Genomic DNA, 24,035 nt, shown 5'->3' on the forward strand with positions numbered 1-24,035 from the left:
CGCGCGCGTGGCGCTACTTCTTGCTCCCGCGCGGCACGGTCAGCGACGTCAGGAGGGCCGTGCCGGGACCGAGGGCCGGCCAGCCGGGGCCGTGCCAGGAGAGGACGGCGATCGCGGACGTCGGGAACTTCGTCCGTACCCGGTCCAGGGTGTCGTCGAGCCCGTCCCCCGCCACCTCGAGGACCAGCTCCTCCAGCCCGGGGTTGTGCCCCACCACCAGCAGCGTCTCCACCTCGGGCGGCGCCTCGCGGACCACCTCCAGCAGATCCGCCACGTCGGCCGCGTACAGCCGCTCGTCGTAGCGCACCGGCGGCGGGGTGCCCCACTCGGCGGAGGCCAGCTCCCAGGTGCGGCGGGCGCGCACGGCCGTGGAGCACAGGGCGAGGTCGGGCAGGCAGTCGGCCTCGGCGAGGGCGCGTCCGGCGGCCGGGGCGTCGCGCAGACCGCGCGGGGCGAGCGGCCTGCGGTGGTCCTCGACACCCTCGGGCCAGGCGGACTTCGCGTGCCGCAGCACCACCAGCCGGCGCAGCGGGCCGGTGCCCGCCCGAGTGATCATACGAGCCTCCCGAGGTCGCGCGCGAGGTCGAGGGCCAGCAGGCGGTCGGCGTAGACATACGTCTCGAAGCGGGCTCCGTCGGGCAGGTCCGGGGCCCTCTCCACGGCCCGCAGCACGTCCAGTACGGCGGGCAGGTCGAGGTCGTCCTCCCACGCGGAGCGCAGCCGCGCCCGCACCTCGTCGGGCACCGGCCGCGACGGCCGCCGCGCCCACCCGGCCACGGCCCGCCGCCAGCGCGCCAGCCGCTGACCGGCCTCCTCCAGTGTGACGGGGCTCAACCGGACGGGTTCACCGCGCGGAACGGAGAGCAGGGCGAGCCGGAGGGCGGCGGGGTCGGCGAGCAGGACCGAGAGGGCGGGGTTTCCTGCGGAGGGCCGCGCCTGGTCCGGAAGACCGGCCTCCGTATCGCCGCCGGACCACCCGGCCCCGTCCGAGGACGAGCCCGCGCCCCGGTCTCCCGCCGGCCTGCCCGTCCACTCCACCGGCGCCACCCCCACCACCGGGCCGCCGCCGGGGACGTCCGCGGTCTCGGAGGTCACGTGGATGGCCTGCGCCTCCCCGAGTCCCGAGGCGAGGTCGCGGCCGTCCTCGAAGGGGCGGATGGACAGGCTTGTCGCGGCCGCGCGGAGTTCGGCGTGGCGGTGGGGCGCGGTCAGGATCGTCCAGACCGGGGTGCCGCCCAGTTCCAGGGCGCGGACGAGGAGGTCGGCGGTGAGCAGCACCCGCAGGGCCGTCGGGTCGAGGCCGAAGGCACGGGCCTCGATGCGGGTCAGGCCGCGGCGGGCGGGGGCGGCGGGGACGGGCTCACCGGTTCGGGCGTCGAGGATGCGCAGCACGGGCTGAGCGTAGGCGCGTGGACGGCCGTACGCAGGCACCTTGCGCCGATTCGGACGCGGTGGCGGGGTGGCGGGGCCGGGAATCCGGACCTGCCAGGGTGCTGTTGCCGTGGGGAACAGTTCCCCGCAGCCCGAGGAGGCGGCCGTGTACGGCGACGAGGCGACGATCCGCAGGATCCTGACCGAGCTGGGCGACACCTGGGCCGTGGTGGGCCTGTCCGCCAACCGCGGCCGGGCCGCGTACGGGGTGGCGCGGGTGCTGCAGCGGTACGGCAAGCGGATCGTGCCCGTGCACCCCAGGGCCGAGACGGTGCACGGCGAGCGGGGGTACGCCTCCCTCGCGGACATCCCCTTCGACGTCGATGTGGTCGACGTCTTCGTCAACAGCGAGCTGGCCGGAGCGGTCGCCGGCGAGGCGGTGGCGAAGGGGGCGCGGGCGGTGTGGTTCCAGCTCGGCGTCGTGGACGAGGCCGCCTGCGAGCGGACCCGAGCAGCCGGTCTGGACATGGTGATGGATCGTTGCCCGGCCATCGAAATTCCCGTTCTGCAGTAGCGATACTCAGCGAATCTCTCCTTCTACTCACAATTCGCCGCTGAATATTGACATTCCGAGTGGGCATCTGAGCTGTGACAAGACGGTGACCGGGCGTGCGTCCAAGACACCTAAGATCCCAGGTCAAAATTTGGTTAACACTCTTTTGCTCACTCGGAAAGGCTCCCTAGCCTGTGGCCTCCTTGCTCGTTAATCCTGCGTTTACGATCTGAGAGGCCCCTTGACATGGCGAACGTCGACCAGGCTGCACCGGTAGCCACAAGCGACACCGGTGGTGGTCTGCGCCGAGACGTCGGACTCATCGGTCTGATGTGGGCCTCGGTGGGCTCCATCATCGGCTCCGGATGGCTCTTCGGTGCCGAGAAGGCGGTCGTGGCGGCTGGCCCCGCGGCGATCATCTCGTGGATGATCGGTGCGGTGGCGATCGTGCTGCTCGCACTGGTGCACGCCGAACTCGGCGGCATGTTCCCGGTGGCGGGCGGTACCGCGCGCTACCCGCACTACGCCTTCGGCGGACTGGCCGGTATGTCCTTCGGCTGGTTCTCCTGGCTCCAGGCCGCGACGGTGGCCCCGATCGAGGTCGAGGCCATGATCGGCTACGCCAAGCACTGGCGCTTCGCCGACGGGCTGCAGAACGCCAACGGCACGCTCACGACCAGCGGCATCGTCGTCGCGGTCCTCCTCATGGCGGTGTTCGTCGCCGTCAACTTCCTCGGTGTCCGCGTCCTGGCGCACACCAACAGCGCCGCCACCTGGTGGAAGATCGCCGTCCCGCTCGCCGCGATCTTCATCATCGCCATCGGTAACTTCCACCCGTCGAACTTCACCTCCGAGGGCTTCGCCCCGTTCGGCGCCAAGGGCGTCCTCACCGCGATCAGCTCCAGCGGCATCATCTTCGCGCTGCTCGGCTTCGAGCAGGCGATCCAGCTGGCCGGCGAGAGCCGCAACCCGAAGCGTGACCTGCCGCGCGCGACGCTCGGTTCGGTCGCCATCGGCGCCACGATCTACGTCCTGCTCCAGGTCGTCTTCATCGCCGCCCTGCCGCACGCCTCCTTCGCGAAGGGCTGGGCGAACCTGGCCTACGCCGGCATCAGCGGCCCCTGGGCGGGTCTCGCCTCGCTGGTCGGCCTGGGCTGGCTGGCCTGGGTCCTGTACGCCGACGCGATCATCTCCCCCGGCGGCACCGGCCTGATCTACACCACCGCCACGTCCCGTATCTCCTACGGCCTGGCCAAGAACGGCTACGCGCCGAAGATCTTCGCCAAGACCGACTCGCGCGGTGTGCCGTGGTTCGGCCTGGCCATGTCGTTCGTGACCGGTGTGATCTGCTTCGCGCCGTTCCCGAGCTGGCAGACGCTGGTCGGCTTCATCACCTCGGCGAGCGTGCTGATGTACGCGGGTGCCCCGCTGGCCTACGGCGTCTTCAAGGACCGGCTGCCGAACCACGACCGTCCGTACAAGCTGCCCTTCGGCAACATCATCTCGCCGCTGTCGTTCGTGGTCGCCAACCTGATCATCTTCTGGTCCGGCTGGGACACCCTGTGGCGCCTGGGCTGCGCGATCCTGATCGGCTACGTGCTGCTCGGCTCCTACGCCGCCTACGCGATCCGCAAGGGCCTGCCCGACGCCCCCCGGCTGGACTTCAAGGCCGCGCAGTGGATGCCGCCCTACCTGGTGGGCATCGGCGTGCTCTCCTACCTGAGCACCTTCGGCGGCAACGGTGACCTGCCGCTGTGGTGGGACATCCTGGTCGTCGCCGCGTTCTCGCTCGGCATCTACTACTGGGCCAAGGCGACCGCCTCGAACCCCGAGGCGATCGAGCGCAGCATCGAGGAGGTCGTGGTCACCGACGCTCCGGCGCACTGATCACCCCCTCCCCTCTGGTGTCCCGTCAGCCGGATCCGGCTGACGGGACACCGTCGTGATGCGGGGGTACGCCGGTCATCTGTGCAGGTGACAGGTGCATGCATGCGCTCACGCGCACATACTGGTCCCGTGGGCGCCCCGCGCCCACCCCCGCACACCGGAAGGGGGACCCACGTGAACGACCAGCATCCTCGCCGGCATGAACACCACGGGCACGAGGCCGGGCATGAACCCGCGCACGATGCCCGCACCCCTGCCGCCGCCCTGCGGCACCGCCTCGCACATCTCCTCACCCCGCACTCCCACGACAGCGCCTACAAGCTGGACCCGGCCATGGAGTCCTCGGCGCGCGGGATGCGGGCGCTGTGGGTGTCGCTGGGCGTGCTCGGGGGGACCTCGCTGGCGCAGGCGGCCGTGGTGGCCGTCTCCGGTTCGGTGGCGCTGCTCGGGGACACCGTGCACAACGCCGCCGACGCCCTGACCGCCGTACCGCTCGGCATCGCCTTCGTACTGGGGCGGCGGGCGGCGACGCGCCGGTTCACCTACGGCTACGGCCGCGCCGAGGACCTCGCGGGGCTGGTGATCGTGCTGACCATCGCCGCCTCGGCGGCCTTCGCGGCGTGGGCCGCCATGGGGCGACTGCTCGATCCGCGCCCGGTCACGCACCTGCCGGCGGTCGCGGTGGCCGCGCTGGTCGGGTTCGCCGGCAACGAGTGGGTGGCCCGGTACCGGATCCGGGTGGGCCGGGAGATCGGCTCGGCCGCGCTCGTCGCCGACGGGCTGCACGCCAGGACCGACGGACTCACCTCGCTGGCGGTGCTGGCGGGCGCGGGCGGGTCGGCCCTGGGGTGGCGACCGGCCGACCCGGTCGTCGGGTTGGCGATCACGGTCGCGATCCTGCTGGTGCTGCGGGACGCGGCGCGGGAGGTGTTCCGGCGGATGCTGGACGCCGTCGACCCGGCGCTGGTGGACCGGGCCGAGCGGACGGTGCGGGCGGTGCCGGGCGTGCGCGAGGTGGGCGAGCTGCGGCTGCGGTGGATCGGGCACCGGCTGCGGGCCGAACTCGCGGTGGTGGTGGACGGCGAGGCGACGCTGCGGCAGGCGCACGCCGTCGCCGTCGAGGCCGAACACGCCCTGCTGCACGCCGTACCGGGGCTGACGGCGGCCCTGGTGCACGCCGATCCGGCACCGGTGCCGGGCGAGCGGGACCCGCATCTGGCGCTGGCCCATCATCTGACGGCCTGACCGCGGGCGGCCGCGAGGCGGCATGGCCGGTCCGCCCTCCCCCGAGACCCCGCCGCCCGGTCTCAGGCGACCCCCAGGCCCTCCAGCACCACGGCGCCCGGCAGTTGCGCGAGGGCCTTGCCGGGGACCAGGAGCTTGCCGCGGCGTCGGCCGCTGCCGACGAGGACGTAGGGCAGGTCGACGACGGCCGCGTCGATCAGCACCGGCCAGCCGGCGGGCAGTCCGACCGGGGTGATGCCGCCGTACTCCATGCCGGTCTCGCCGGTCGCCGTGTCCATCGAGGCGAACGAGGCCTTGCGCGCGCCGAGTTGGCGACGGACGACACCGTTGACGTCGACCCGGGTGGTGGAGAGCACCAGGCACGCGGCCAGGGTGGTCTCACCGCCGCGCTTGCCCGCGACCACCACGCAGTTCGCCGACTGCTGAAGCAGCTCGCGGCCGTAGTGCTCCACGAAGACGGCGGTGTCCGCCCACCGCGGGTCGGTCTCGACGTAGAGAACACGGTCGGCGGGGACCGTGCCCTGCCAGTGGCGTACGGCGTCGGCGACCGGGACGGTCAGCTCCTCCAGGCAGTCCGGGACGGGCGTGGCGGTGTCGAAGTCTCCGATGGGTGCGCGCATGGCCGCACGCTAACAGCCCGCCCCGGTGCCGTTCAGCGAACGGGTGGCACCGAGACGGCCATCACCATCTCCATCGGTACGTCGCCCTCGTTGCCGTAGGTGTGCTGGGTGCTCGCCTCGAACGTGGCGCTCGCGCCGGTCGGCACGAGGTGTTTCACCCCGTCCACGGTGAGGGTCAGTTCGCCGGCGGTGACATGGACCAGCTCCACCGTGCCCACCGGGTGCGGCTCGGAGGCGCTGGACTCGCCCGGCATCAGCCGCCAGTCCCACATCTCGACCGGACCGGGGGCCTCCGTGCCCGCGAGCAGCCTGTTGTAGCTGCCGGCGTCCGTGTGCCACAGCCGGACGGCCTGCTCGGCGGGGACGATGCGGACGGTGGGGCCCTGCCCGTAGTCGAGCAGGGTGGTGATGCTGATGCCGAGTGCGTCGCCGATCTTGACGACGGTGCCGATGCTGGGGTTCGTCCGGGCCTGCTCGATCTGGATGAGCATGCCGCGGCTGACTCCGGCGCGGGCGGCGAGCGCGTCCAGGGTGAAGCCGCGCTCGGTGCGCCAGCGCTTGACGTTGCGCGCCAGGGACTGGGTCAGCAGATCGAGGTCCGACACATCACGTCCATCGAGAAGGGCTCCGGAAGTCCGGGAGTCCGGGAGTCCGGAGTTCAATACAGGGAACGAAGGATTTTACTCACCCTTCGGTTTCGAGTTGGGCGAGCCGGGCCACCGCGTCCTCGTCCAGTTCCGCCAGCGCGCGCAGCTGGTCCGGCGTCGTCCCGTCCGGTATGGGCACCGGTGCCGGGGTCCGCAGCGGCGGCTGCCAGCCCTCCTCGGGCGTCCAGCGCCGTACGACCCGGGCGGGCGCGCCGGCCACCACGGCGTGATCGGGCACCGTGCCGCGCACCACCGCGCCGGCCGCGACGACCACGTTCCGGCCGATCCGTGCGCCCGGCAGGATCACCGCGCCGGTGCCGATCCAGCAGCCGGGGCCGATCTCCACGGGCTCCATGCGCGGCCACTGCCTGCCGATCGGCTCGTGCGGGTCGTCGTAGGAGTGGTTGGTGGAGGTGACGTAGACGTACGGGCCGAAGTAGCAGTCGCTGCCGATGGTGACCGTCGTGTCCGCGATGACATGGGTGCCGCGGCCGAGCACCACTCCGTCGCCGATGCGCAGGATGGGGTCCGGGCCGAGGTCCAGGTCCGGCATCAGGCCGGCGGTCAGCGTGACCTGCTCGCCGATGATGCAGTGGGAGCCGAGGTGGATCCAGGGCTCGCCGAAGACGGTGCCGAGCGGGAAGGCGAGGCGGGTGGCTTCGCCGATCGCGCCGAATCTCAGGCGGCCGGGGTGGTCGGCTGTGACGGATCCCGTGCGCTGAGCCCAGGCCCAGGCCGCGTGCACCGCACGTTGGGCGAGGCTGCGGCGCCAGGACGAGAACGTGTTCTTGGGCTTCGGCACGGGCTCACGTTACTCAGCGGTTGCCTTCGGCGAGAGAGCGGGCTGCTGTGATCTTTGCCCCACGCGGTGTCGTACCGTGCGGGGTACTTACGGACGCGAGGAGACGGTGATGACGCAGCAGGCGCTGATCGTGGGCATAGGGGGCAGGGAGCCGCAGGTCGATCCGGAGGCCTTTGTGGCGCCTACGGCCTCCGTGATCGGGGACGTGACGCTGGGGGCGGGGGCCAGTGTCTGGTACGGGGCGGTCGTGCGCGGTGATGTCGAGAAGATCAGCGTGGGCGCGAACGCGAACGTGCAGGACAACGTCACCCTGCACGCGGATCCCGGGTTTCCGGTCAGCGTCGGGGAGCGGGTGTCCATCGGGCACAACGCGGTGGTGCACGGGGCGACCGTCGAGGACGACTGTCTGATCGGCATGGGGGCGACCGTGCTCAACGGGGCCGTGATCGGCGCCGGGTCGCTGGTGGCCGCGCAGGCGTTGGTGCCGCAGGGGATGGTGGTGCCGCCCGGGTCGCTGGTGGCCGGGGTGCCGGCGAAGGTGAGGCGGGAACTCTCCGAGGAGGAGCGCCAGGGGGTCACCCTCAACGGCACCATGTACGCGGAGTTGGCGAAGGCGCACAAGGATGTGCACCAGTAGGCGCGTGAGGGGGTTTCACTCCCCGGCACTGACCGGTTCCGCTTCCCGTTCGCACTGCTGCTGGGCCTTCTTCGCCCTGCGCTTGATGATCAGCATGGAGGCCAGGCCGATCAGGACCGCTGCCGCGAGGCCCACGTAGGAGAACTTCTTGAGCCAGCCCTCGGCGACGACACCCACGTAGTAGATGACGGCCGTGGTGCCGCCGGCCCAGCAGATGCCGCCGAGGACGTTGGCGATCAGGAACTTCCAGTACGGCATGTGGAGGACGCCCGCGAGCGGGCCCGCGAAGATACGCAGGAGGGCGATGAAGCGGCCGAAGAAGACGGCCCACATGCCCCACTTCTCGAACGACCGCTCGGCGGTGGCCACATGGCCCTCGCTGAAGTGCTTCGGGAACTTCCCGCCCAGCCAGGCGAGCAGCGGGCGGCCGCCCTTGCGGCCGATGGCGTAGCCGATGGAGTCGCCGATGACGGCACCGGCCGTCGCACACGCGCCGAGGACGATCGGGTTGATGCCGGAGTGGTGGGAGGACATCAGCGCCGCCGAGACCAGGACGATCTCGCCGGGCAGCGGGATGCCCAGGCTCTCCAGTCCGATCACCAGGGCCACCACGGCATAGACGGCGGCCGCCGGTACCGAGTCGAGCCATTCCTGGACGTGCACCGCCGGATCCTCCCCTGTCGCCGTCCTTGTCTGCCGGGGCGCCGCATGTAAAGAGCGTCCCAAGGGAAGGCTACCTGGTCGGCGGTGAACGGCGGCTTGCCCGCACCCGCCGGTGGCACCGTCCCGCCCACGGGCCTTCGGATTTCGGACATCCAGGTGTCACGCGGGAGGGGAAGGCTCCTCGCGGTATCGCCCGACCCGCCTCCCCCAGGTCCCCGCCGCGGGGCCCGCTGCGGAAGGACGACGTCCCCGTGTCCTCAGTGTCCCCGTCCCCCTCGCTCTCGTCCGCTCCCTGCTCCGGGGACTCCCGGAGTACCCGGAGTCCCCGGACGGCGGATCTGCCGCCCTCCCCTCCCTCCGCGTCCCCCGCTTCCGCCGCATCCTCCGCTTCCGCCGCGACCGGTGATCCGGGGGACGGCGGGCCCGAGGCCCTCGCACGGCCCTCGTCCCTTCTCGCGTCCCGGCACATTCGGCTGGTCCTGTGCCTGGCTCCCGTGCTGCTGGCCGCCGGCTGGGCCGTCGCCAACCGGCCCGTGATGGCCGAGGGGATCCGGCGGCTCGTCGCGGCCGACCCCTGGTGGCTGCTGGCCGGGGGCGGTTTCACCTGCCTGAACTGTGTGGCGGCCGCGTGTGTCCGGCAGGGCGCCCTGCCGGACCGGGTGCCGCCGGGACTGCTGCTGGCCTCGCAGTTCGCCGCCGGTGCCGCCAATCACGCGCTGCCGGGCGGACTCGGCGCCCATGCCGTCACCCTGCGATTTCTGCGCGGCCGCGGGGTGCCGCCCGCCCGGGCCACCGCGTCGATCGGGCTGTACTCGCTGGCGAAGTCCGGCGCGAAGACGGTGGTGCTCCTGGTGTTCCTGGCGGCGTCGCCGGCCTGGCGGCGCCTCGGTGATCTGGTCCCGGACGGCCGGCTGCTGGTCCCGGTCGCCGCGGTCGTCGGCGGAGTGCTCGCGGTGGCCGGGGTGCTGCTGACGGTCGTACGGCCGTTGCGGCGGCCGGTGACCGGGCTGCTGCGCTCCGCCCTCGCCGATGCGCGGGAGGTGCACACGCGGCCCGCCCGGGTGGCCGCGCTGTGGGGCGGGGCGGTCGCGATGCCGCTGGTGCAGGGGACCACCCTCGCCTGTGTCGGTGCCTCGCTCGGGCTGGGGCTGCCCTGGGCGCACGTGGTGCTCGCCTATCTCGCGGCGGGCACGGCGGTCGGGGCGGTGCCGGCGCCGGGCGGGTTCGCGGTCGACGCGGCGCTGGTGTGGACGCTCGTGACCTTCGGCTCCTCCCTGGCGGTGGCCACCGCGACGGTCATCGGCTACCGGGTACTGACCGACTGGGTGCCGCTGCTGCCGGGCACGCTGACGCTGTCGGCGCTGATCCGCGCGAAGGTGCTCTGAGCCGCGGTCACTCGCGGCGGGCCACCAGGCGGTAGGCGTTGGCCAGGCGGAGGCGGTGGGACAGGGGGCGGATCGCGAACCGGTCGAGGAGCGTCGCGGTGAGCAGCGCGGGCACCCCTGCGAGCAGGAGTGCCGTGCGGGCGGTACGGCGCAGGGCGCCGGGCGGCTCGGGCAGCCAGGGCGCGTCCTCGCCCGGGGCGGTGTGGTCGAGGGCCAGCCAGACCGCGGCGAGCAGGTCGACCGGATCGTGTGCCTCGGCGTGCTGCTCGGCGACCACCGTGAAGCCCAGCTCGGCCAGCCGCCGCCGGAGATTGGCGACCGGCATGAAGTGCAGGTGCTGCGGCTGGAGCCAGGGCAGCCACCAGCGGCCGAGCAGCCGGGCGTAGCGGCTCTGCGGGTCCGGCACCTCGATCAGGAGGTGACCGCCGGGGCGCACGGCCTCGTGGGCGGCGCGCAGTTCACGGTCCGGGTCGGTGCTGTGCTCCAGGTAGTGGAACATGCTCACCACGTCGTAGCGGGCGGCGAGTTCGGGGGCCAGGTCCGGGAAGGCGCCGTGGTAGGCGTGGTCCACGCGGCCCTCGCGGGCGGCGAGTTCGACGCCGTCGGTGAAGTCGAGCCCGTCGAAGGAGGTGCCTGGCAGCACGGTCCGGGCGGCCGCGCAGAAGTGGCCGTGGCCGGTGCCGACGTCCAGCCAGGTCTTCGGGGCGGGGTCGTGCGGCAGCATGGATTCGGCGCGGCCCCGGTACATGGCGTCACGACCGCCGAAGGTGCCGCTCATGCGCTGTTCGCCGAGGCCGTCGTAGAAGTCCCGGTAGTAGAACTCGAGCCCGTCCGCGGTCAGTTGGGGGTTCTGGAAGGTGTGTCCGCAGTCGGCGCAGTGGTCGAGGGTGAACCGGCCGGGCTTGTGCTGGAGCAGGTCGGTGGTGCGCAGGCGGGTGGTGAGCCGGGCCGAGCCGCACCAGGGGCAGTCGGGTCGGGGGGCGGCGAAGAAGCGGTCCGTGCCGGCGGCCAGGTCGTCCTGGTAGGCGGGCCGCAGGGCGGCGACGCGCGCCGTCTTGGCGCCCTTCTCGCTCCTCTCGCCCTTGTCGCTCTTGCCGGTCTTCTCGCTCTGGTCGTTGTGGGCGCTCATCGGCTCTCCGCTGCGAGGTCTGCGAGGTGTTCGAGGTGGGCCGCCGCGGCCCGGGCGCCGCCCGCCGCGCGGAACGCGGTGCGGATCCGGGCGGCGGCGGCCCGGTGGGCGGGGTCGGTGAGCACGGTGTCGAGGGCCGCGCCGAGCTGGGCCGCGCGGACCCGGCCGAAGCGGACCCGGACCCCGGCGCCGGCGTCGACGACCTGTCCGGCGACCAGGGGCTGGTCGTCGCGGATGGGTGCGACGACGAGCGGGACGCCGTGCCACAGGGCCTCGCACACGGTGTTGTGTCCCGCATGGCAGACGACGGCGTCCATCCGTTCCAGCAGCGGGAGTTGGGGCACCGAGGGGAAGACCAGGACATCCTTGTCACCGGGCGGCGCCGCGAGGAGGCCGCCGGGGTCGGCGATCACCGCCTGCACCCGGTCGGCGCGTTCCCGCAGCGCGGTGCGGCATTCGGCGAGGAACCGCCCGCCCACGTCGGCGTTCGCCGTGCCGAGGGTCACCAGGACCTTCGCCCGGCCCTGGTCCAGTCGTTCCCAGGGGAAGCCGGGGCCGGCCGGGCGGCCGGCGACGGACGGGCCGACGTAGTGGATGTGCGGGGCCAACGGTGCCTGGGGGCCGATGAGTTCGGGTGTGCTGAAGATCAGAAGGAGGTGCGGCGAGAAGCGCGGGTCGGCGGTGCCGGACGGGTCACCGGTCCGGGTCCGCAGCCCGGCCAGGCTCCCCCGCAGCCACTCGGCGACCTTCGGCAGACCGTCGTACGCGCCCGTGAACTCGGCCGAGGTGGTGGCGGACGTGGCCCACGGCAGCCCGAGCCGCTCGGCCACCAGGGCGCCCGCGAAGGCCTGCTGGTCGGCCACGACCACGTCGGGGTGGACCTGCTCGGCTGCGGCCCGGACGCCCGGTGCCATGGCGTCGGCGAGCGGCAGCAGGTATCCCTCCCACAGGAACTTCAGCGCCTCCGCGCCCCGCAGGTCCGGCGGTCGTACGGCGCCCCCGGCGCCCGGCACCGGTCCCGCGCAGGCGAACACCTCGGCGTCCGCGCCCGCGAGCCGGCGTACCAGCGCCGGGTCCGCGCAGACCCAGGCCACCCGGTGCCCGCGCGCGGACAGCCGGGCGGCGACGCCGACGGCCGGGTTGACGTGCCCGGTCAGCGGCGGCACAACGAAGAGGAAGACGCTCATCCGACGCCCGCCCCGGCGCCGATCAGGTCCAGGATGTGCCCGCCGACGGCGGCCGGCGCCTCCACCAGCACCGAGTGCTCGTGCCCGGGCAGCACGACCGCCCGGTAGTCCGCCAGCAGCGCCCGGTGCGACGGCACCAGGTCCGCGAGGTCCGACTCACCGCCGTACACACCGAGGACCGGGCAGCGTACGGCGCTGATCCGCTGCTCGGTCAGCACTCGGCTGGCGGGGATGTCCCGGCCGAGGGTGGTCTCGCGGGCGAGCCGGGCGGCGCCCTTGGCCAGCCGGGCGGTGTTGTGGCCGCGGTGGGCGGTGATCCAGGCGATCGCGTCGGGTTCGTTGTGGGCGAGCTGGGCCATGACCCGGTCGAGGATGCCGCCGAGTTTCGCCGCCCAGGCGGGGGTCGCGGGTTCGGACTCGATCAGCGTCAGCGTGGCCGTGCGCTCCGGGTGGCGGGCGGCGAAGCCGAAGGCGATGGTGCCCCCGTAGGAGTTGCCGACCAGGTGGACGGGCCCGGTGACCGCCAGCCGGTCGAGGAGTGCCTCCAGGTCGTCGATGTTGTGGTCGAGGGTGTACCCGTCGGGCGGGCGCTCGCTGCGGCCGTGCCCGCGCAGGTCGTACATGACGACGTCGAGTCCGGCCGCGGCGAAGGCGGGCGCGACGGTGAAGTAGTAGCTGGCCAGGCTGTCGGTGAGCAGCCCGTGCACCAGGACGACCGTGGCGTGCGGGAGGCAGCCGTCGGCCGGGCCCATGCGCTGGACGTGGAGCCGGATCCCGCCGGCGTCGACCGTCGCCACGGCTCAGCCCGCCTGCGTGGTCTTGAGGCTCCACACCACGTACTCCACGAGCCGGCCGACGGTCAGCTCGATGATCTCGTCGAACTCCATGCCGGCGAGGAACTCGGCGAGGTTGACCCGCTGCCCGTACCGCTCCTCCAGCAGCCCGGCCAGGGTGACGAGGTCGATGCTCTCCAGTTCCAGGTCGCGGTTGAAGGTGGTGGACATGCCGATGAGTACGTCGTCGTCGCCGTACTCCGCGAGCACCGTGCGAAGCATGGCGGTGACGTCGGCGAGCACGGTGTCGGCGGTGGGCCGGGCCGGGGCCGGCTGGGCGGGGTTCGTCGGGGCCGGGTGGGTCGGGTTCATCGGGAGTGCTCCTCGGCTGCTTCGTGGGGTTGTCCGTCGTCGGCTCCGGGCCCGGTCGTCCAGGCCACCACATAGGCGCGCCCCGGCAGGGCCGGCGGAGCGGCCACCGACGCGCAGTGCACGGTGTAGATGCGTTCCAGGCGGCCCGAGACCAGCAGCCGGCTGCCGTCCGGGTCGGTCTCCAGCACCGCGAAGTCCCTTGGTCTGCCGCGGAATCCGACGCCCTCGGCCTTGGCCACGGCCTCCTTGGCGGCCCAGAACCGGGTGAACCACTCGGCCTCCGCGCCGGCGCCGTCCGCCGACCGGGCCCGCATCAGGCGCAGTTCGGCCGGGCCGAGCGCGGTGGTCAGCGTGGCCGGATCGCGCGCGGTGACCTCTTCGATGTCGATGCCCGGGCCGGGATGCGAAGTGTGCGGCCGGACGATGGCCACGCCCGCCTCGGCGCGGTGGGCGAGCGAGACGTCCAGCGCGGGCAGCGCGCGGCCGTGCACACCGGTGACGAAGGGGCGCCCCAACTCGTCATTCTTCACGCTGAGTTCGGCCGGGAAGACGGGCCCTTCGCCGTGTTGCCACAGCCACTGCCGTACGGCGTCCTTGACCGCGATCCGGCCGAGCAGCCACTGGCGGCGGCCGCGCGGCGGGCGTGCGGCGTACTCGGCCCGTTCGGCGCCGCCGAGCGTGTTGCGCATGATCAGCTCGCGCGAGGCGAGGTCCGGCCAGCGTTCGTGCACCAGCGCCCAGCCGCCGGGCATGGCCTCGGACAGGGTGTGGCGCTCGGGGAAGCGTTCCACGGGCCGGGTGGTCGGGTCGTTGTCGAAGCGGCGGTCCTGCCAGCCGCCGATCACGGCCCATACCCGGCCGCCGACGGCGAGCTGCGCATCGGCTTCCAGGACGGTGTCCGTGAGGGAGGTGATCCGCAGCACGCAGCTCACCTCGGTGCCGGGAGCCGGGTGCGGTCCGTGGAACCGCAGGTGCCGCATGCGCACCGGGAAGACGACGGTCCGTTCGCTGCGGGTCGCCATGATCCAGTAGCCGAGGAGCTGGCCCACGTTGTCCAGCAGGGCACCGGGCGCGGCGGGCGCGGTGATCACACCCCGGATGTGCCGCTCGCCGATCGCGGTGAGGTCGGTCAGGCCCTGGAACCCGGGGCCGTGGAACATCCAGCGCGCCTGGTAGATCTGGGCGGCGGTGTGCTCGGGGCGGCGCTCGGGCGCGTCGGGGAGCGGGACGGGCGGGGGCGGTGCGGGGTGGTGCGGGGCGAGTTCGACGGTGGCGCGGGCGGTGGGTCCGAAGGCGACGGTGACGCGGGTCGGGCGGCCGGGGTCCGGGGTCACGGTGACGGGTACGTCGACCGGTGGCGTGGCGGTGAGCCAGCGGTCGAAGCGGGCCTCGTGCACGGCCACCGCCCGCAGACCGGGGGCCGCCGCCTCCGCCGCGTCCATCAGGTGCCGGACGATCGTGGTGGCGGGAACCACCGGCCAGCGGTCGTCGAGGTCCGGCCATCCGGGCCGTTGCGGGAAGAAGCAGTGGTCCAGGAGGTGGGGCATGGTGTGCGGGGAGACGTGGACGGTGGTGGTGGTCGGGGTAGCGAGGGATACGGCGCTGGAGGGACCGGCAGAGGGGGGCCCGGCCGTGACCTGGGTGCGGCGGGCCGCGGTGAGCAGCTGTGCTGCCGTGCCGGCGGTGTCCCGCATCAGGGCGGTCAGCTCGGCGGCGACCGGGAAGCGCGCGGCGAGGCCGTCCAGTTCGGCCAGGCCAGGCTCCTCCGGGCGGCGTGAGGACGCGTAGGGCGCGGCGGGCGACGCCTGGGGGCGCGGGAGCGCGGGCGGCGCGGCGGGCGATCCCGGTGGGTACGGGGCCGCCGGCGGCATCGCACATGGGTCCGGGAACAGTTCCGTGCGGAGTGCGTCGAGGACCGGGCCGTCCAGGGAGACCAGGGCGCCGCCGAGGTCGAGCCGCACGGGAGGTCGGTGCCGGTGGTGGCGGGCCTGCGCGGGTGCTGCGGCAGCGGGTGGCACCGCGGGGGCTGTGGACGCGCCCGCCACCCACAACGCCGTGGCGACCCTGCGCAGTTGGGACATACCGCTGCGTTCGGGCGCGTTGGCGGCGACGGCCAGGTGGTCGCGGTCGCCGAGGGTGTCGCCGATCAGCGAGGTGAGCCGGCCGGGCCCCGCCTGGACGAAGACGCGGTGCCCGGCGGCGTGGAGGGCCTCGGTCAGCTCGCGGAAGCGCACGGGTTCCAGCAGGTGCCGTACGAACAGCTCGCGCACCGCCGACTCGGCCTGCGGGAAGAGCCGCGCGGTCGTTCCCGACCACACCGGTACGGTCGCCGGGTGGAGCCGGAAGCGGTCGGCGGCCTCCTTGATGGGCGCGAGGTACGGCTCCAGCATCGGCGTGTGGAAGCCGGACCGGAAGGGGAGCAGCTGGCAGATCACCCCTTGCGCGCGTAGGGACCGTACGAACTCCTCGACCGCCGTGCCGGGTCCGCAGACCATGGACTGGCGCGGCGCGTTGTCGTGGGACAGCACGATCCCGGAGTCCGCCCAGGACTCGGCGAGCGCGGTGCGGACCTGTGCGGCGGAGGTGCCGAGGGCGGCGAAGGCGAGACCGGGGACGGTGACCGCGTCCGGGTCGAACTCGGCCATGAACGCGTCCACTTGGTCCGGCGCGTACACTCCGGCCGCCGCCATGGCCGTCCACTCGCCGACGCTGTGCCCGGCGACGGCGTCCGGTACGACTCCCATGCGGCGCAGAGCCCGGTCCAGCAGGCGGCCCACGCCGACGACGCCGAAGCCGTGCCGTGCGACGTCGCCGACCCGGACGTCCGTGCCGGGCAGCGGGGTGAGGCCGAAGTGGGCGGCGATGTCGTCGGTGCGCGGGGTGAAGTCGCCTTCCAGGCCGGGGAAGACGAACGCCAGCCTGCCGCGGGCGGCCGGGCCGAGCAGCGGGCCCGGCCGGAACCAGACGTCGCTGCGGCCCTGCCAGGCGCGGCCCTTGGCGACCGCGCGGCGTGCCAGGGCGAGCCGCCTGGCGGTCGGGTCCGCGATGCCGAGCCGGACCGGACCGGCGCCGGGGTGCGGCCGGGCCGGGTCGAGCCCGGCGGCGAGCACGGCCGAGTCGTCGGCGCCGAGAAGATCCGCGAGGTCCGCGACGCCGTCGGCGGCGAGCAGCAGGATCCGCTCGGGTTCGGTGACCTGGAGGGGGGCGGGCGCGGAGCGCGCGGGTGGGAGCGTACGGGCGCCCGGTGCCTCCTCCAGCACCACATGGGCGTTGATCCCGCCGAAGCCGAAGGCGTTCACGGCGGCGCGGCGGACCGGCTGCCGGGCATCGGTCTCCCAGGGGCGCGCCCGGTCCAGCGTGCGGAAGCGGGTGGCGGCGAGCGCGGGGTGCGGGGTGTCGCAGTGGAGGGTGGGCAGGAGGGTGCCGTGGTGGAGGGCGAGGGCGGCCTTGACCAGGCCGGCGACCCCGGCGGCCGGCATGGTGTGGCCGATCATCGACTTCACCGAGCCGAGCACCGGGCGGCAGCCGTCACCCGTCGCGGGCCCGAACACCTCGGCCAGGGTGGCGAGTTCGGCGGAGTCACCGGCCGGGGTGGCGGTGCCGTGCGCCTCCAGCAGGCCGAGACAGTCCGGCGCGGCGGGGTCGAGTCCGGCGGCCCGCCAGGCCTGGCGCACGGCTCTGGCCTGCCCGCCCGGGTCCGGCGCGACCAGCCCCGCCGTACGGCCGTCGCTGGCCACGCCCGTGCCCCGGATCACCGCGTAGACGCGGTCGCCGTCGCGTTCGGCGTCCGCGAGCCGCTTCAGTACGACGACGCCCGTGCCCTCGCCGATGAGGATGCCGTCGGCGTCGCGGTGGAAGGGGCGGATGCGCTCGGTCGGGGACAGGGCGCGCAGTTGGGCGAAGACGCTCCAGAGGGTGATGTCGTGGCAGTGGTGCACTCCGCCGGCGAGCATCACGTCGCAGCGGCCGGTGGTGAGTTCGGTGACCGCCTGGTCCACGGCGACCAGGGAGGAGGCGCAGGCCGCGTCCACGGTGTAGGCGGGGCCGCGCAGATCGAGCCGGTTGGCGATACGGGAGGCGGCGAGGCTCGGGACCAGGCCGATCGCGGACTCCGGGCTGTCGGGGCCGAGCCGTTCGGTGAACGCCGAGCGGATCCGGGCGAGCTGGGCGGTGGAGAGGTCGGGCAACAACTCGCCCAGGGTCCGGGTGAGTTGTCCGGCCGTGCGCACCCGCTGGTCCAGCCGGACCAGGCCCGGGGTGAGGTAGCCGCCGCGACCGAGGGCGACGCCGATCCGGTGGCGTTCGGGCAGCCGTTCCTCGCCGCCCGCGTCGGCGAGGGCGGCGGCGGCCACGTCGAGGGCGATCAGTTGGTCGGGCTCGGTGCCGGGCACCGAGGCGGGCATGATGCCGTACCGGGTGACGTCCACCTCGGCCAGGCCGTCCACGAATCCGCCGCGCCGGCAGTACACCTGGTCGGGGGCGGCGGGCCCGGCGGCCGTACCGGGCCGGTAGTAGTCGGCGTCCCAGCGGTCCGTGGGGACCTCGCGGATCGCGTCGACGCCGTCGCGCAGGTTGCGCCAGTAGGCGTCGAGGCCGGGGGCGCCGGGCAGCAGCACCGCCATCCCGACGATGGCGACCGGAGTTTGACGTTCTGCCATGTCACCAGCCCGACGCGGTGTAGACGACGGCCCGGGCCGACGGCTCGCCCCAGGCGAGTTCGCGGAGCAGGGCCGCGGTGCCCTCGTCCGGGTCGATCAGCTCGATGCCGCGCCGGGCGTACGCGCGGCCGAGTTCCGCGCCGACCATGCCGCTGTGTGCGCCGGACGGCGCCCAGGGGCCCCAGTGGACGGTCAGCGCGCGGGCGCCCGTGCGGGCGGCCCAGTCGGCGCCGAGTGTTTCGAGGGCGTCGTTGGCAGCGGCGTAGTCGGCCTGGCCGCGGTTGCCGAGGACGGCGGCGATGCTGCCGAACAGCACGGTGAACGCGGGCGTGCCGGGCAGGTCGTCCAGGGCGGCGAACAGCGCGGCGGCCCCGGCCGTCTTCGTGCCGTAGACCCGCTGGAAGGACTCGGGGGTCTTGTCCGCGATCAGCCGGTCGTCGATCACCCCGGCGGCGAAGACGACTCCGTCGAGCCGGCCGTGTTCGGCGTGGATCTCCTTGACCGCCTGCAGGACGGCGTCCCGCTGCCGGAAGTCCACCGAGCGGTAGCGCGCCTCGCTGCCGAGTGCGCCGAGTTCCGCGAGGGTCGCGGCGATCTCCCGCTGGGCGAGGATCAGTTCGGCGGCCCGGTTGATCTCGGCGGGCTTCGGCGCGCCGGGCCCGGCGGCGAGCGCCGCGCGCAGTTCCACGGGGGTGCGGGCGGCGACGGTGTGCGGGTCCTCGGGGGCGGTGGGCGCGGGGGTGCGGCCGAGCAGTTCGATACGGCACCGGCAGGCGGCGGCCAGCGTGGCGGCGAACCTCGCGGTGATGCCCCGGGCGCCGCCGACCAGCAGCACGACGGAGTCCCGGTCGAGGCCGAGCGCGGCCGCTTCGGCGGCGCCGGGCCCGGCGGGTCCGGCGCCGGTGGCGGCGAGCGGGCCGAGGGGCGCGGGCCGCAGCGCAAGCCCTTGCCGGGCCCCGGCCGCCGTGCGCAGGACCACGGGGTCCGCTCCGGGAGCGCGCAGTTCGGCGAGTACGGCGTCGGCGACGGCCGCCGGGCTGGCGTCCGCCACGGCGACGACCCGGGCCGATAGGTCCGGGTACTCGCGGCCGACGCTGCGGAACAGCCCGTCCAGTCCGGCCGCACGCAGTGCGCCCGCGGGATCGGCGGCCCGGACGGCGAGCAGCGTGCGCGGGCCGCGCGCGAGCGCCGCCCGGAGCACCGGGAAAGCGTCCGGCAGCACGGGGAGGTCCGGGCCGGGCAGCGCGCCGAGGTACACGACGCCGTCCACCGGGCCGTCGGACCCGGTGAGGAGGTGGCTCCGGCCGAGGATCACGGTGTCGGCACCGTTCGCCGTGAGCCGCGCCGCGACCTCGGCCGCCACACCTTCCGCGTCCCCCAGGAGGGCGAAGCGCCGGCCGGCCAGGACGGGGGCACGGTCGCGCCCGGCGGCCGGGGCGGGCTCCGGCTCGGGGAGGGGCACGGGCCGCAGCTCACACCGCCGGGGCGGCACGCCGAGGGCGGGCGCGGACGACGGCTCTGGCCCCTGCGCGCCCCACCCTCCCCCGTCACCGTCACCGTCCTCGGTGTAAGACGCCTCGGCCTCTCCGCCCCCGTCCTCGGCACCGGCGGGCGCGCCGAGCCGTGCTGTCAGCCAGTCCGTCACCGCCGCCGCCGTGCGCGCCTTGGCCAGCTCCTCCAGCTCGGCGTCGTCGAGGACATGGGCGCCGCCCGCGACACCCAGGCGCTGGGCGAGTTCGCCCGCGATCTCGGCCCGCTTGATCGAGTCGATGCTGAGGTCCGCCTCCAGGTCCAGATCGGGCTCGATCATGTCGACGGGGTAGCCGGTGCGCTCGCTGATGATCTCCAGGACGACCCGCGCCACGTCGTCCGCCGGCTCCTCGTCCACCGGCTCTGTGCCGCCTGGACCGGCCAACTGAAGCTCGGCGGCGGGGAGTTCCGGTGGTGGCGGCACAGGCGCGACCGGAGCCGGTGGCACGGTGGCGCCGAAGTAGGTGAGCAGGACATCGCGCTGGGCGGCGATCATCTCCCGGCTGGTGCGCAGGAATTCGGAGATGAGCGCGTCCCGGTCGGCCGGGGCGCCGTACGGCTGGTCGGTGGGCACGGTCGTCTCCATGACGCGTCGGGCCGGTGCGAGGGCACCGGGCAGGAGTGCTCCGTCGGCGGTGCGCACGAGATGTCCGTCGACCGTCCAGCCGGGCCGCGCGGGTGCCGGGGTGCGCAGCGCGTCGACGGCGTCGCGGCCCCGCAGCAGCCAGGCGGTGCGCACCGGCTGCCCGGCGACGGCGAGCCTGGCGAGGGCGTCGAGCCAGCCGCGCAGTCCGCTGTCGGCGGCCGGTTCACAGGCGACCGTGCGGTGCGGGCGGTCGCCGAGGATCCGTCCGACCAGCCGGGTGAGGACCGTGCCGGGGCCCGCCTCGACGAAGACGCGCGCACCGGCCTCGTACATCGCCTCGATCTGGGCGGCGAACGCGACCGGGGCGCCGATCTGGGCCGCGAGTTCGGCGCGTACCTCGTCGGGGTCGAGCGGATAGGGCGCGGCGGTGCGGTTGGCCCAGACGGGGAACTCGGGCGCCCGTACCGTCTTGTCCGCGAGCACCTTGGCGAACCGCTCCCCCGCCGCGGCCACGAGCGGGCTGTGGAAGGCGCAGGCCACCGGGATGCGACGGGCCCCAAGACCTGCGGCCCGCAGCAGCCGTACGGCCGTCTCGACGTCCGCCGCCGGTCCTGAAATCACGGTCTGGTCGGGCGAGTTGAGGTTGGCGGCGACGACCGAGCCGGGGGCTCCGGCGGTGCCGAGGGTGCGTACGACGGTCGCGGCGTCGGCGCCGACGGCGGCCATGGTGCCCGGTTCGTCGCCCGCCGCCGCCAGGATCGCGCCGGCCCGCTCGGCGCTCAGCTCCAGCAGTGTCTCGGGGTCGAGGGCGCCGGCCGCGGCGAGGGCGGCCAGCTCGCCGTAGCTGTGCCCGGCGGCCTGGTCGGGCTGGATCCCGGCCGCGGTGAGGAAGGCATGGGCGGCGAGGCCCGTGATGCCGAGGGCGGGCTGTGCGATCCGGGTGTCGGTGAGGGCTGCCGCGCGGCGCTCCCGGGCGGTGTCGTCGAAGGCGGCCGGCGGATGGAGGGCGTCGGCGTGGGTGCGGCCGAGGTCCAGGTAGTGCCGCAGTTCGGGGAGGTGGACCAGGAGGTCGGCGAGCATGCCGGGGCGCTGGCTGCCCTGGCCGGGGAAGAGGAAGGCGATGCCGCCCGCCACGGGGTCCGCGGTATGGATGGCGGCGGCCGGGTCGTGCTCCCCGGCGAGGAGCCGTCGTAGCTGCTCGGTGAGTTCCCCGGTGTCGCGGGCGACGACCGCGGCCCGTACGGGTTCGTGGGAGATGTCGGCGCGGAGGGCCGCGGCGAGGGCGAGGTCGCGCAGGCGCCAGGGGCGGCCGTCGGTCTCGGCGGCCCGGAGGATCTCCTCGGCCTGCCGGTGAGCGGCCGCCGTGTCCCGGCCCCGGAAGAGGAACAGCTCGGCGGGCCAGGCGTCCAGGGACTGCCGGGGCGGTACGGCGTCGGCGTGAGCGGCCAGTACCGCATGGAAGTTGGTGCCGCCGAAGCCGAACGCGCTGACGCCGGCGAGGCGTTCGGCGGCCGGTGCGGTCCAGGGCCGGGCCCGGGTGTGGAAGACGAACGGGCTGTCGTCCTGCTCCCAGGCCGGGTTGGGCCGCTCCAGGTGCAGGGTGGGCGGGGTGACGCCGGTGTACAGGGCGAGGGCGGTCTTGATCAGTCCGGCGAGTCCGGCGGCGCACTTGGTGTGGCCGATCTGCGACTTGACCGAGCCGAGCGCGCAGCCGCCCGTGGCGGCACCCGCCTCGCCGAACACCTCGCCGAGTACGGTGAGTTCGGTGCGGTCGCCGACGACGGTCCCGGTGCCGTGCGCCTCGACGAGTCCGACGTCCGCGGGCGAGACACCGGCGTTGCGGTACGCGCGCTCCAGTGCCGCCCGCTGGCCTTCGGGGCGGGGTGCGGTCAGGCCGAGGGAGCGGCCGTCGCTCGCGGAGCCGAGGCCCTTGACCACGCCGTAGATCCGGTCGCCGTCCCGTTCGGCGTCCGCGAGCCGTTTGAGGACCACGCAGGCCACGCCCTCGCCGAGGGCGATGCCGTCGGCGCCGGCGTCGAAGGCGCGGGAGCGTCCGGTCGGGGAGAGCGCGTGCACGGAGGAGAACAGGACGAAGTCGTTGATGCCGTTGTGCAGGTCGGCGCCGCCGCACAGCACGAGGTCGCTGGTGCCGGAGACGAGTTCCTTGCAGGCCACGTCGAGGGCGGCGAGGGAGGACGCGCAGGCGGCGTCCACGGTGAAGTTGGCGCCGCCGAGGTCGAGCCGGTTGGCGATCCGGCCGGAGATGACGTTGGCGAGCATGCCGGGGAAGGAGTCCTCGGTCAGCCGGGGCAGCTGTTCCTCGATGCCGTCGGGAACCCTGCCGTAGTACGCGGGGAGGACGGCGCGCAGGGTGAGCGCGTTGGACAGGTCGCTGCCCGCCTCGGCGCCGAAGACGACGGAGGTCCGCGAGCGGTCGAACTCCCGCCCGTGTACGCCGTATCCGGCGTCCTCCAGCGCCCGGCCGGCCGCCTCCAAGGACAGCAGCTGGACGGGTTCGATGCTGCCGAGGGAGGCGGGCGGGATGCCGTAGCGCAACGGGTCGAAGGGGATGCGGGGCAGGAAGCCGCCCCACTTGGACGCGGTGCTGCCGGCGGCGTGGTGCACGGCCGGGTCCCAGCGCTCGGGCGGCACCTCGGTGATGGCATCGCGTCCGCAGACGACGGTCGCCCAGAAGGCGGCGAGGTCGGGGGCCTGCGGGAACATGCAGGCCATGCCGACGATCGCGATGTCGAGCGGCGCGGGCGGCGCCGGTTCGGCGGGGACGGCCGGGCCCGGGCGCGCGGCCCGCCGCCGCGTCAGGAAGTCGGCGGCCCCGTCGGTCACCGAGTGGTGCAGGTCCGCCAGGGTGGTGGTCGCCGAACGCAGGACGGCGACCTCGCCGGCCATGAACATCCCGTCGGCGAGCTGCTGTTCCTCGCCGACCTCCCGCAACGCTCCGTCGGCGCCGCGCTCGACGCCTTTGCTGGCGATGCGCAGCCGGCCGACGTTGAGCCGTTCCAGGCTCTCCCAGATGTCGCGGCCGGGCAGGCCCTGCTCGCGCAGCGCGGCCTCCCGGGCGCGGTAGTCGGCGGTGAAGGGGCTCGGGACGCAGCGGGTGGCGTGGCCGGGGGCGGTCTCCAGCAGGGCGGTCGCGGTGGCGGCGAGCACCTGCTTCTGGAACAGCGGCCGGACGGCGCCGTGCGCGACGGCCTCCTCGGTGAACAGGTAGGCGGTGCCCATGAGTACACCGACGGCGGCGCCCCGGGCGGTGAGCGGCGCGGCCAGGGCCGCGACCATCGCCGCCGACCGCTCGTCGTGCACGCCACCGGCGAAGAACACCTCCAGCCGCGCGGCCGTCGCGTCCGCGGCATCGGCAAGGAAGTCCTCCAGTACGGCGAGTTGGGCCTCCCACAGCGGGAAGGAGGCGCGCGGCCCCACGTGCCCGCCGCACTCGGAGCCCTCGAACACGAACCTGCGCACCCCCGCGTCCAGGAACTGCCTCAGCAGCCCCGGTGAGGGCACGTGCAGGAAGGTGCGGATCCCCGCCCGCTCCAGCGTCTCGGCCTGCGCGGGCCGTCCGCCCGCGACGATCGCGTGCGTCGGCTTCAGCTCCCGTACGGCGTCCAGCTGGGCGTTCCTGATGTCCTCGGGCGCGAAGCCGAGCACCCCGACACCCCAGGGCCGCCCGTCCAGCACGGCCCGCGCCTCGGTGAGCAACGCCCGGGTCCGCTCACCGTCGGCGAGGGCCAGCGCGAGGAACGGCAACGCCCCGTCCCCGGCGACGGCGGAGGCGAATCCAGCCTGGTCACTGACCCGGGTCATGGGCCCCTGCGCCACGGGGATCCGGGTCCCGAGCGCCCGGCTCATGGCCGACCCGGGGCGCAGAGCGGATACGGGAGCACGGTCGGCGACGCCGCCGTGGTTTCTAGTGCCGAAATCACGGCTGCAGGATCACCGTCATACGTGAGATGTGTTTCGTCTGCATTTGGG

17 protein-coding genes are annotated in these 24,035 nt (G+C 74.2%); 5 read left to right on the top strand and 12 right to left on the bottom strand.

Annotated features, from left to right (window positions below; all coding sequences use genetic code 11):
* Positions 1-13: 13 nt before the first annotated feature.
* Together AB0L75_RS11645 and AB0L75_RS11650 are read right to left on the bottom strand one after the other, a co-directional pair.
* On the bottom strand, positions 14-556 hold the full coding sequence (locus AB0L75_RS11645) for a histidine phosphatase family protein (RefSeq protein WP_365178848.1): 543 nt from the start codon (positions 554-556) through the stop codon (positions 14-16).
* Entirely contained in the window at positions 553-1,392 is an 840-nt protein-coding gene (locus AB0L75_RS11650; protein ID WP_365178851.1) for a hypothetical protein, read from the bottom strand. The genes AB0L75_RS11645 and AB0L75_RS11650 overlap by 4 nt, the downstream gene beginning before the upstream one ends.
* Before the next feature lie 145 nt (positions 1,393-1,537).
* Here AB0L75_RS11650 and AB0L75_RS11655 point away from each other — a divergent pair, with 145 nt between their 5' ends.
* From AB0L75_RS11655 to AB0L75_RS11665, 3 genes are all read left to right on the top strand, one after another.
* Complete coding sequence (locus AB0L75_RS11655; RefSeq protein ID WP_365178930.1) at positions 1,538-1,945, top strand: CoA-binding protein; 408 nt, start codon at positions 1,538-1,540, stop codon at positions 1,943-1,945.
* 225 nt (positions 1,946-2,170) lie between these two features.
* The gene (locus AB0L75_RS11660; protein ID WP_365178853.1) at positions 2,171-3,811 is read left to right on the top strand and encodes an APC family permease; all 1,641 of its coding nucleotides are present in this window, start codon (positions 2,171-2,173) and stop codon (positions 3,809-3,811) included.
* Between the two features lie 174 nt (positions 3,812-3,985).
* Complete coding sequence (locus tag AB0L75_RS11665) at positions 3,986-5,056, top strand: cation diffusion facilitator family transporter (protein WP_365178856.1); 1,071 nt, start codon at positions 3,986-3,988, stop codon at positions 5,054-5,056.
* A gap of 62 nt (positions 5,057-5,118) precedes the next feature.
* Here AB0L75_RS11665 and AB0L75_RS11670 read toward each other — a convergent pair whose 3' ends face one another.
* From AB0L75_RS11670 to AB0L75_RS11680, 3 genes are all read right to left on the bottom strand, one after another.
* Positions 5,119-5,676: a YbaK/EbsC family protein gene (locus tag AB0L75_RS11670; protein WP_365178859.1), complete on the bottom strand. Its 558-nt coding sequence runs from the start codon at positions 5,674-5,676 to the stop codon at positions 5,119-5,121.
* A gap of 32 nt (positions 5,677-5,708) precedes the next feature.
* Entirely contained in the window at positions 5,709-6,281 is a 573-nt protein-coding gene (locus tag AB0L75_RS11675) for an XRE family transcriptional regulator (protein ID WP_365178862.1), read from the bottom strand.
* 79 nt (positions 6,282-6,360) lie between these two features.
* Positions 6,361-7,125, bottom strand: a complete 765-nt coding sequence (locus AB0L75_RS11680; protein ID WP_365178864.1) for an acyltransferase — start codon at positions 7,123-7,125, stop codon at positions 6,361-6,363.
* A 109-nt stretch (positions 7,126-7,234) separates the two neighbouring features.
* Between AB0L75_RS11680 and AB0L75_RS11685 the strand changes: the two genes are divergently transcribed.
* Positions 7,235-7,762 carry a gamma carbonic anhydrase family protein gene (locus AB0L75_RS11685; RefSeq protein WP_365178867.1) on the top strand — a complete coding sequence of 176 codons (528 nt, stop codon included), beginning with the start codon at positions 7,235-7,237 and terminating at the stop codon, positions 7,760-7,762.
* 15 nt (positions 7,763-7,777) lie between these two features.
* On the opposite strand, the gene AB0L75_RS11690 is transcribed toward AB0L75_RS11685, so the two are convergent.
* Positions 7,778-8,425, bottom strand: a complete 648-nt coding sequence (locus AB0L75_RS11690) for a DedA family protein (RefSeq protein ID WP_365178870.1) — start codon at positions 8,423-8,425, stop codon at positions 7,778-7,780.
* A 494-nt stretch (positions 8,426-8,919) separates the two neighbouring features.
* On the opposite strand from AB0L75_RS11690, the gene AB0L75_RS11695 reads away from it, so the two are divergent.
* On the top strand, positions 8,920-9,810 hold the full coding sequence (locus AB0L75_RS11695; protein ID WP_365178873.1) for a lysylphosphatidylglycerol synthase transmembrane domain-containing protein: 891 nt from the start codon (positions 8,920-8,922) through the stop codon (positions 9,808-9,810).
* Between the two features lie 7 nt (positions 9,811-9,817).
* Here AB0L75_RS11695 and AB0L75_RS11700 read toward each other — a convergent pair whose 3' ends face one another.
* The 6 genes from AB0L75_RS11700 to AB0L75_RS11725 form a co-directional block, all read right to left on the bottom strand.
* Positions 9,818-10,939, bottom strand: a complete 1,122-nt coding sequence (locus AB0L75_RS11700) for a class I SAM-dependent methyltransferase (RefSeq protein ID WP_365178876.1) — start codon at positions 10,937-10,939, stop codon at positions 9,818-9,820.
* Positions 10,936-12,126 carry a glycosyltransferase gene (locus AB0L75_RS11705; RefSeq protein WP_365178879.1) on the bottom strand — a complete coding sequence of 397 codons (1,191 nt, stop codon included), beginning with the start codon at positions 12,124-12,126 and terminating at the stop codon, positions 10,936-10,938. Before AB0L75_RS11705 ends, AB0L75_RS11700 begins: the two co-directional genes overlap by 4 nt.
* Positions 12,123-12,923, bottom strand: coding sequence for an alpha/beta hydrolase (locus AB0L75_RS11710; RefSeq protein ID WP_365178881.1), 801 nt, complete (start codon positions 12,921-12,923; stop codon positions 12,123-12,125). Before AB0L75_RS11710 ends, AB0L75_RS11705 begins: the two co-directional genes overlap by 4 nt.
* 3 nt (positions 12,924-12,926) lie before the next feature.
* The gene (locus AB0L75_RS11715) at positions 12,927-13,181 is read right to left on the bottom strand and encodes an acyl carrier protein (RefSeq protein ID WP_365178933.1); all 255 of its coding nucleotides are present in this window, start codon (positions 13,179-13,181) and stop codon (positions 12,927-12,929) included.
* Positions 13,182-13,267: 86 nt separating this feature from the next.
* Complete coding sequence (locus AB0L75_RS11720) at positions 13,268-17,929, bottom strand: beta-ketoacyl synthase N-terminal-like domain-containing protein (RefSeq protein ID WP_365178884.1); 4,662 nt, start codon at positions 17,927-17,929, stop codon at positions 13,268-13,270.
* Position 17,930: 1 nt separating this feature from the next.
* Positions 17,931-23,867 carry an SDR family NAD(P)-dependent oxidoreductase gene (locus tag AB0L75_RS11725; RefSeq protein ID WP_365178887.1) on the bottom strand — a complete coding sequence of 1,979 codons (5,937 nt, stop codon included), beginning with the start codon at positions 23,865-23,867 and terminating at the stop codon, positions 17,931-17,933.
* Positions 23,868-24,035: the final 168 nt, after the last annotated feature.

This window comes from Streptomyces sp. NPDC052101 (assembly GCF_040680235.1).
In the GTDB taxonomy this organism is placed as follows: domain Bacteria; phylum Actinomycetota; class Actinomycetes; order Streptomycetales; family Streptomycetaceae; genus Streptomyces.

What these genes read in the sequence shown, in the direction of transcription:
- AB0L75_RS11705 (WP_365178879.1), bottom strand. Translation starts at nt 12,126, where the DNA reads ATGAGCGTCTTCCTCTTCGTTGTGCCGCCGCTGACCGGGCACGTCAAC.
- AB0L75_RS11700 (WP_365178876.1), bottom strand. Translation starts at nt 10,939, where the DNA reads ATGAGCGCCCACAACGACCAGAGCGAGAAGACCGGCAAGAGCGACAAG.
- AB0L75_RS11670 (WP_365178859.1), bottom strand. Translation starts at nt 5,676, where the DNA reads ATGCGCGCACCCATCGGAGACTTCGACACCGCCACGCCCGTCCCGGAC.
- AB0L75_RS11720 (WP_365178884.1), bottom strand. Translation starts at nt 17,929, where the DNA reads ATGGCAGAACGTCAAACTCCGGTCGCCATCGTCGGGATGGCGGTGCTG.
- AB0L75_RS11660 (WP_365178853.1), top strand. Translation starts at nt 2,171, where the DNA reads ATGGCGAACGTCGACCAGGCTGCACCGGTAGCCACAAGCGACACCGGT.
- AB0L75_RS11715 (WP_365178933.1), bottom strand. Translation starts at nt 13,181, where the DNA reads ATGCTTCGCACGGTGCTCGCGGAGTACGGCGACGACGACGTACTCATC.
- AB0L75_RS11645 (WP_365178848.1), bottom strand. Translation starts at nt 556, where the DNA reads ATGATCACTCGGGCGGGCACCGGCCCGCTGCGCCGGCTGGTGGTGCTG.
- AB0L75_RS11685 (WP_365178867.1), top strand. Translation starts at nt 7,235, where the DNA reads ATGACGCAGCAGGCGCTGATCGTGGGCATAGGGGGCAGGGAGCCGCAG.
- AB0L75_RS11725 (WP_365178887.1), bottom strand. Translation starts at nt 23,867, where the DNA reads ATGACCCGGGTCAGTGACCAGGCTGGATTCGCCTCCGCCGTCGCCGGG.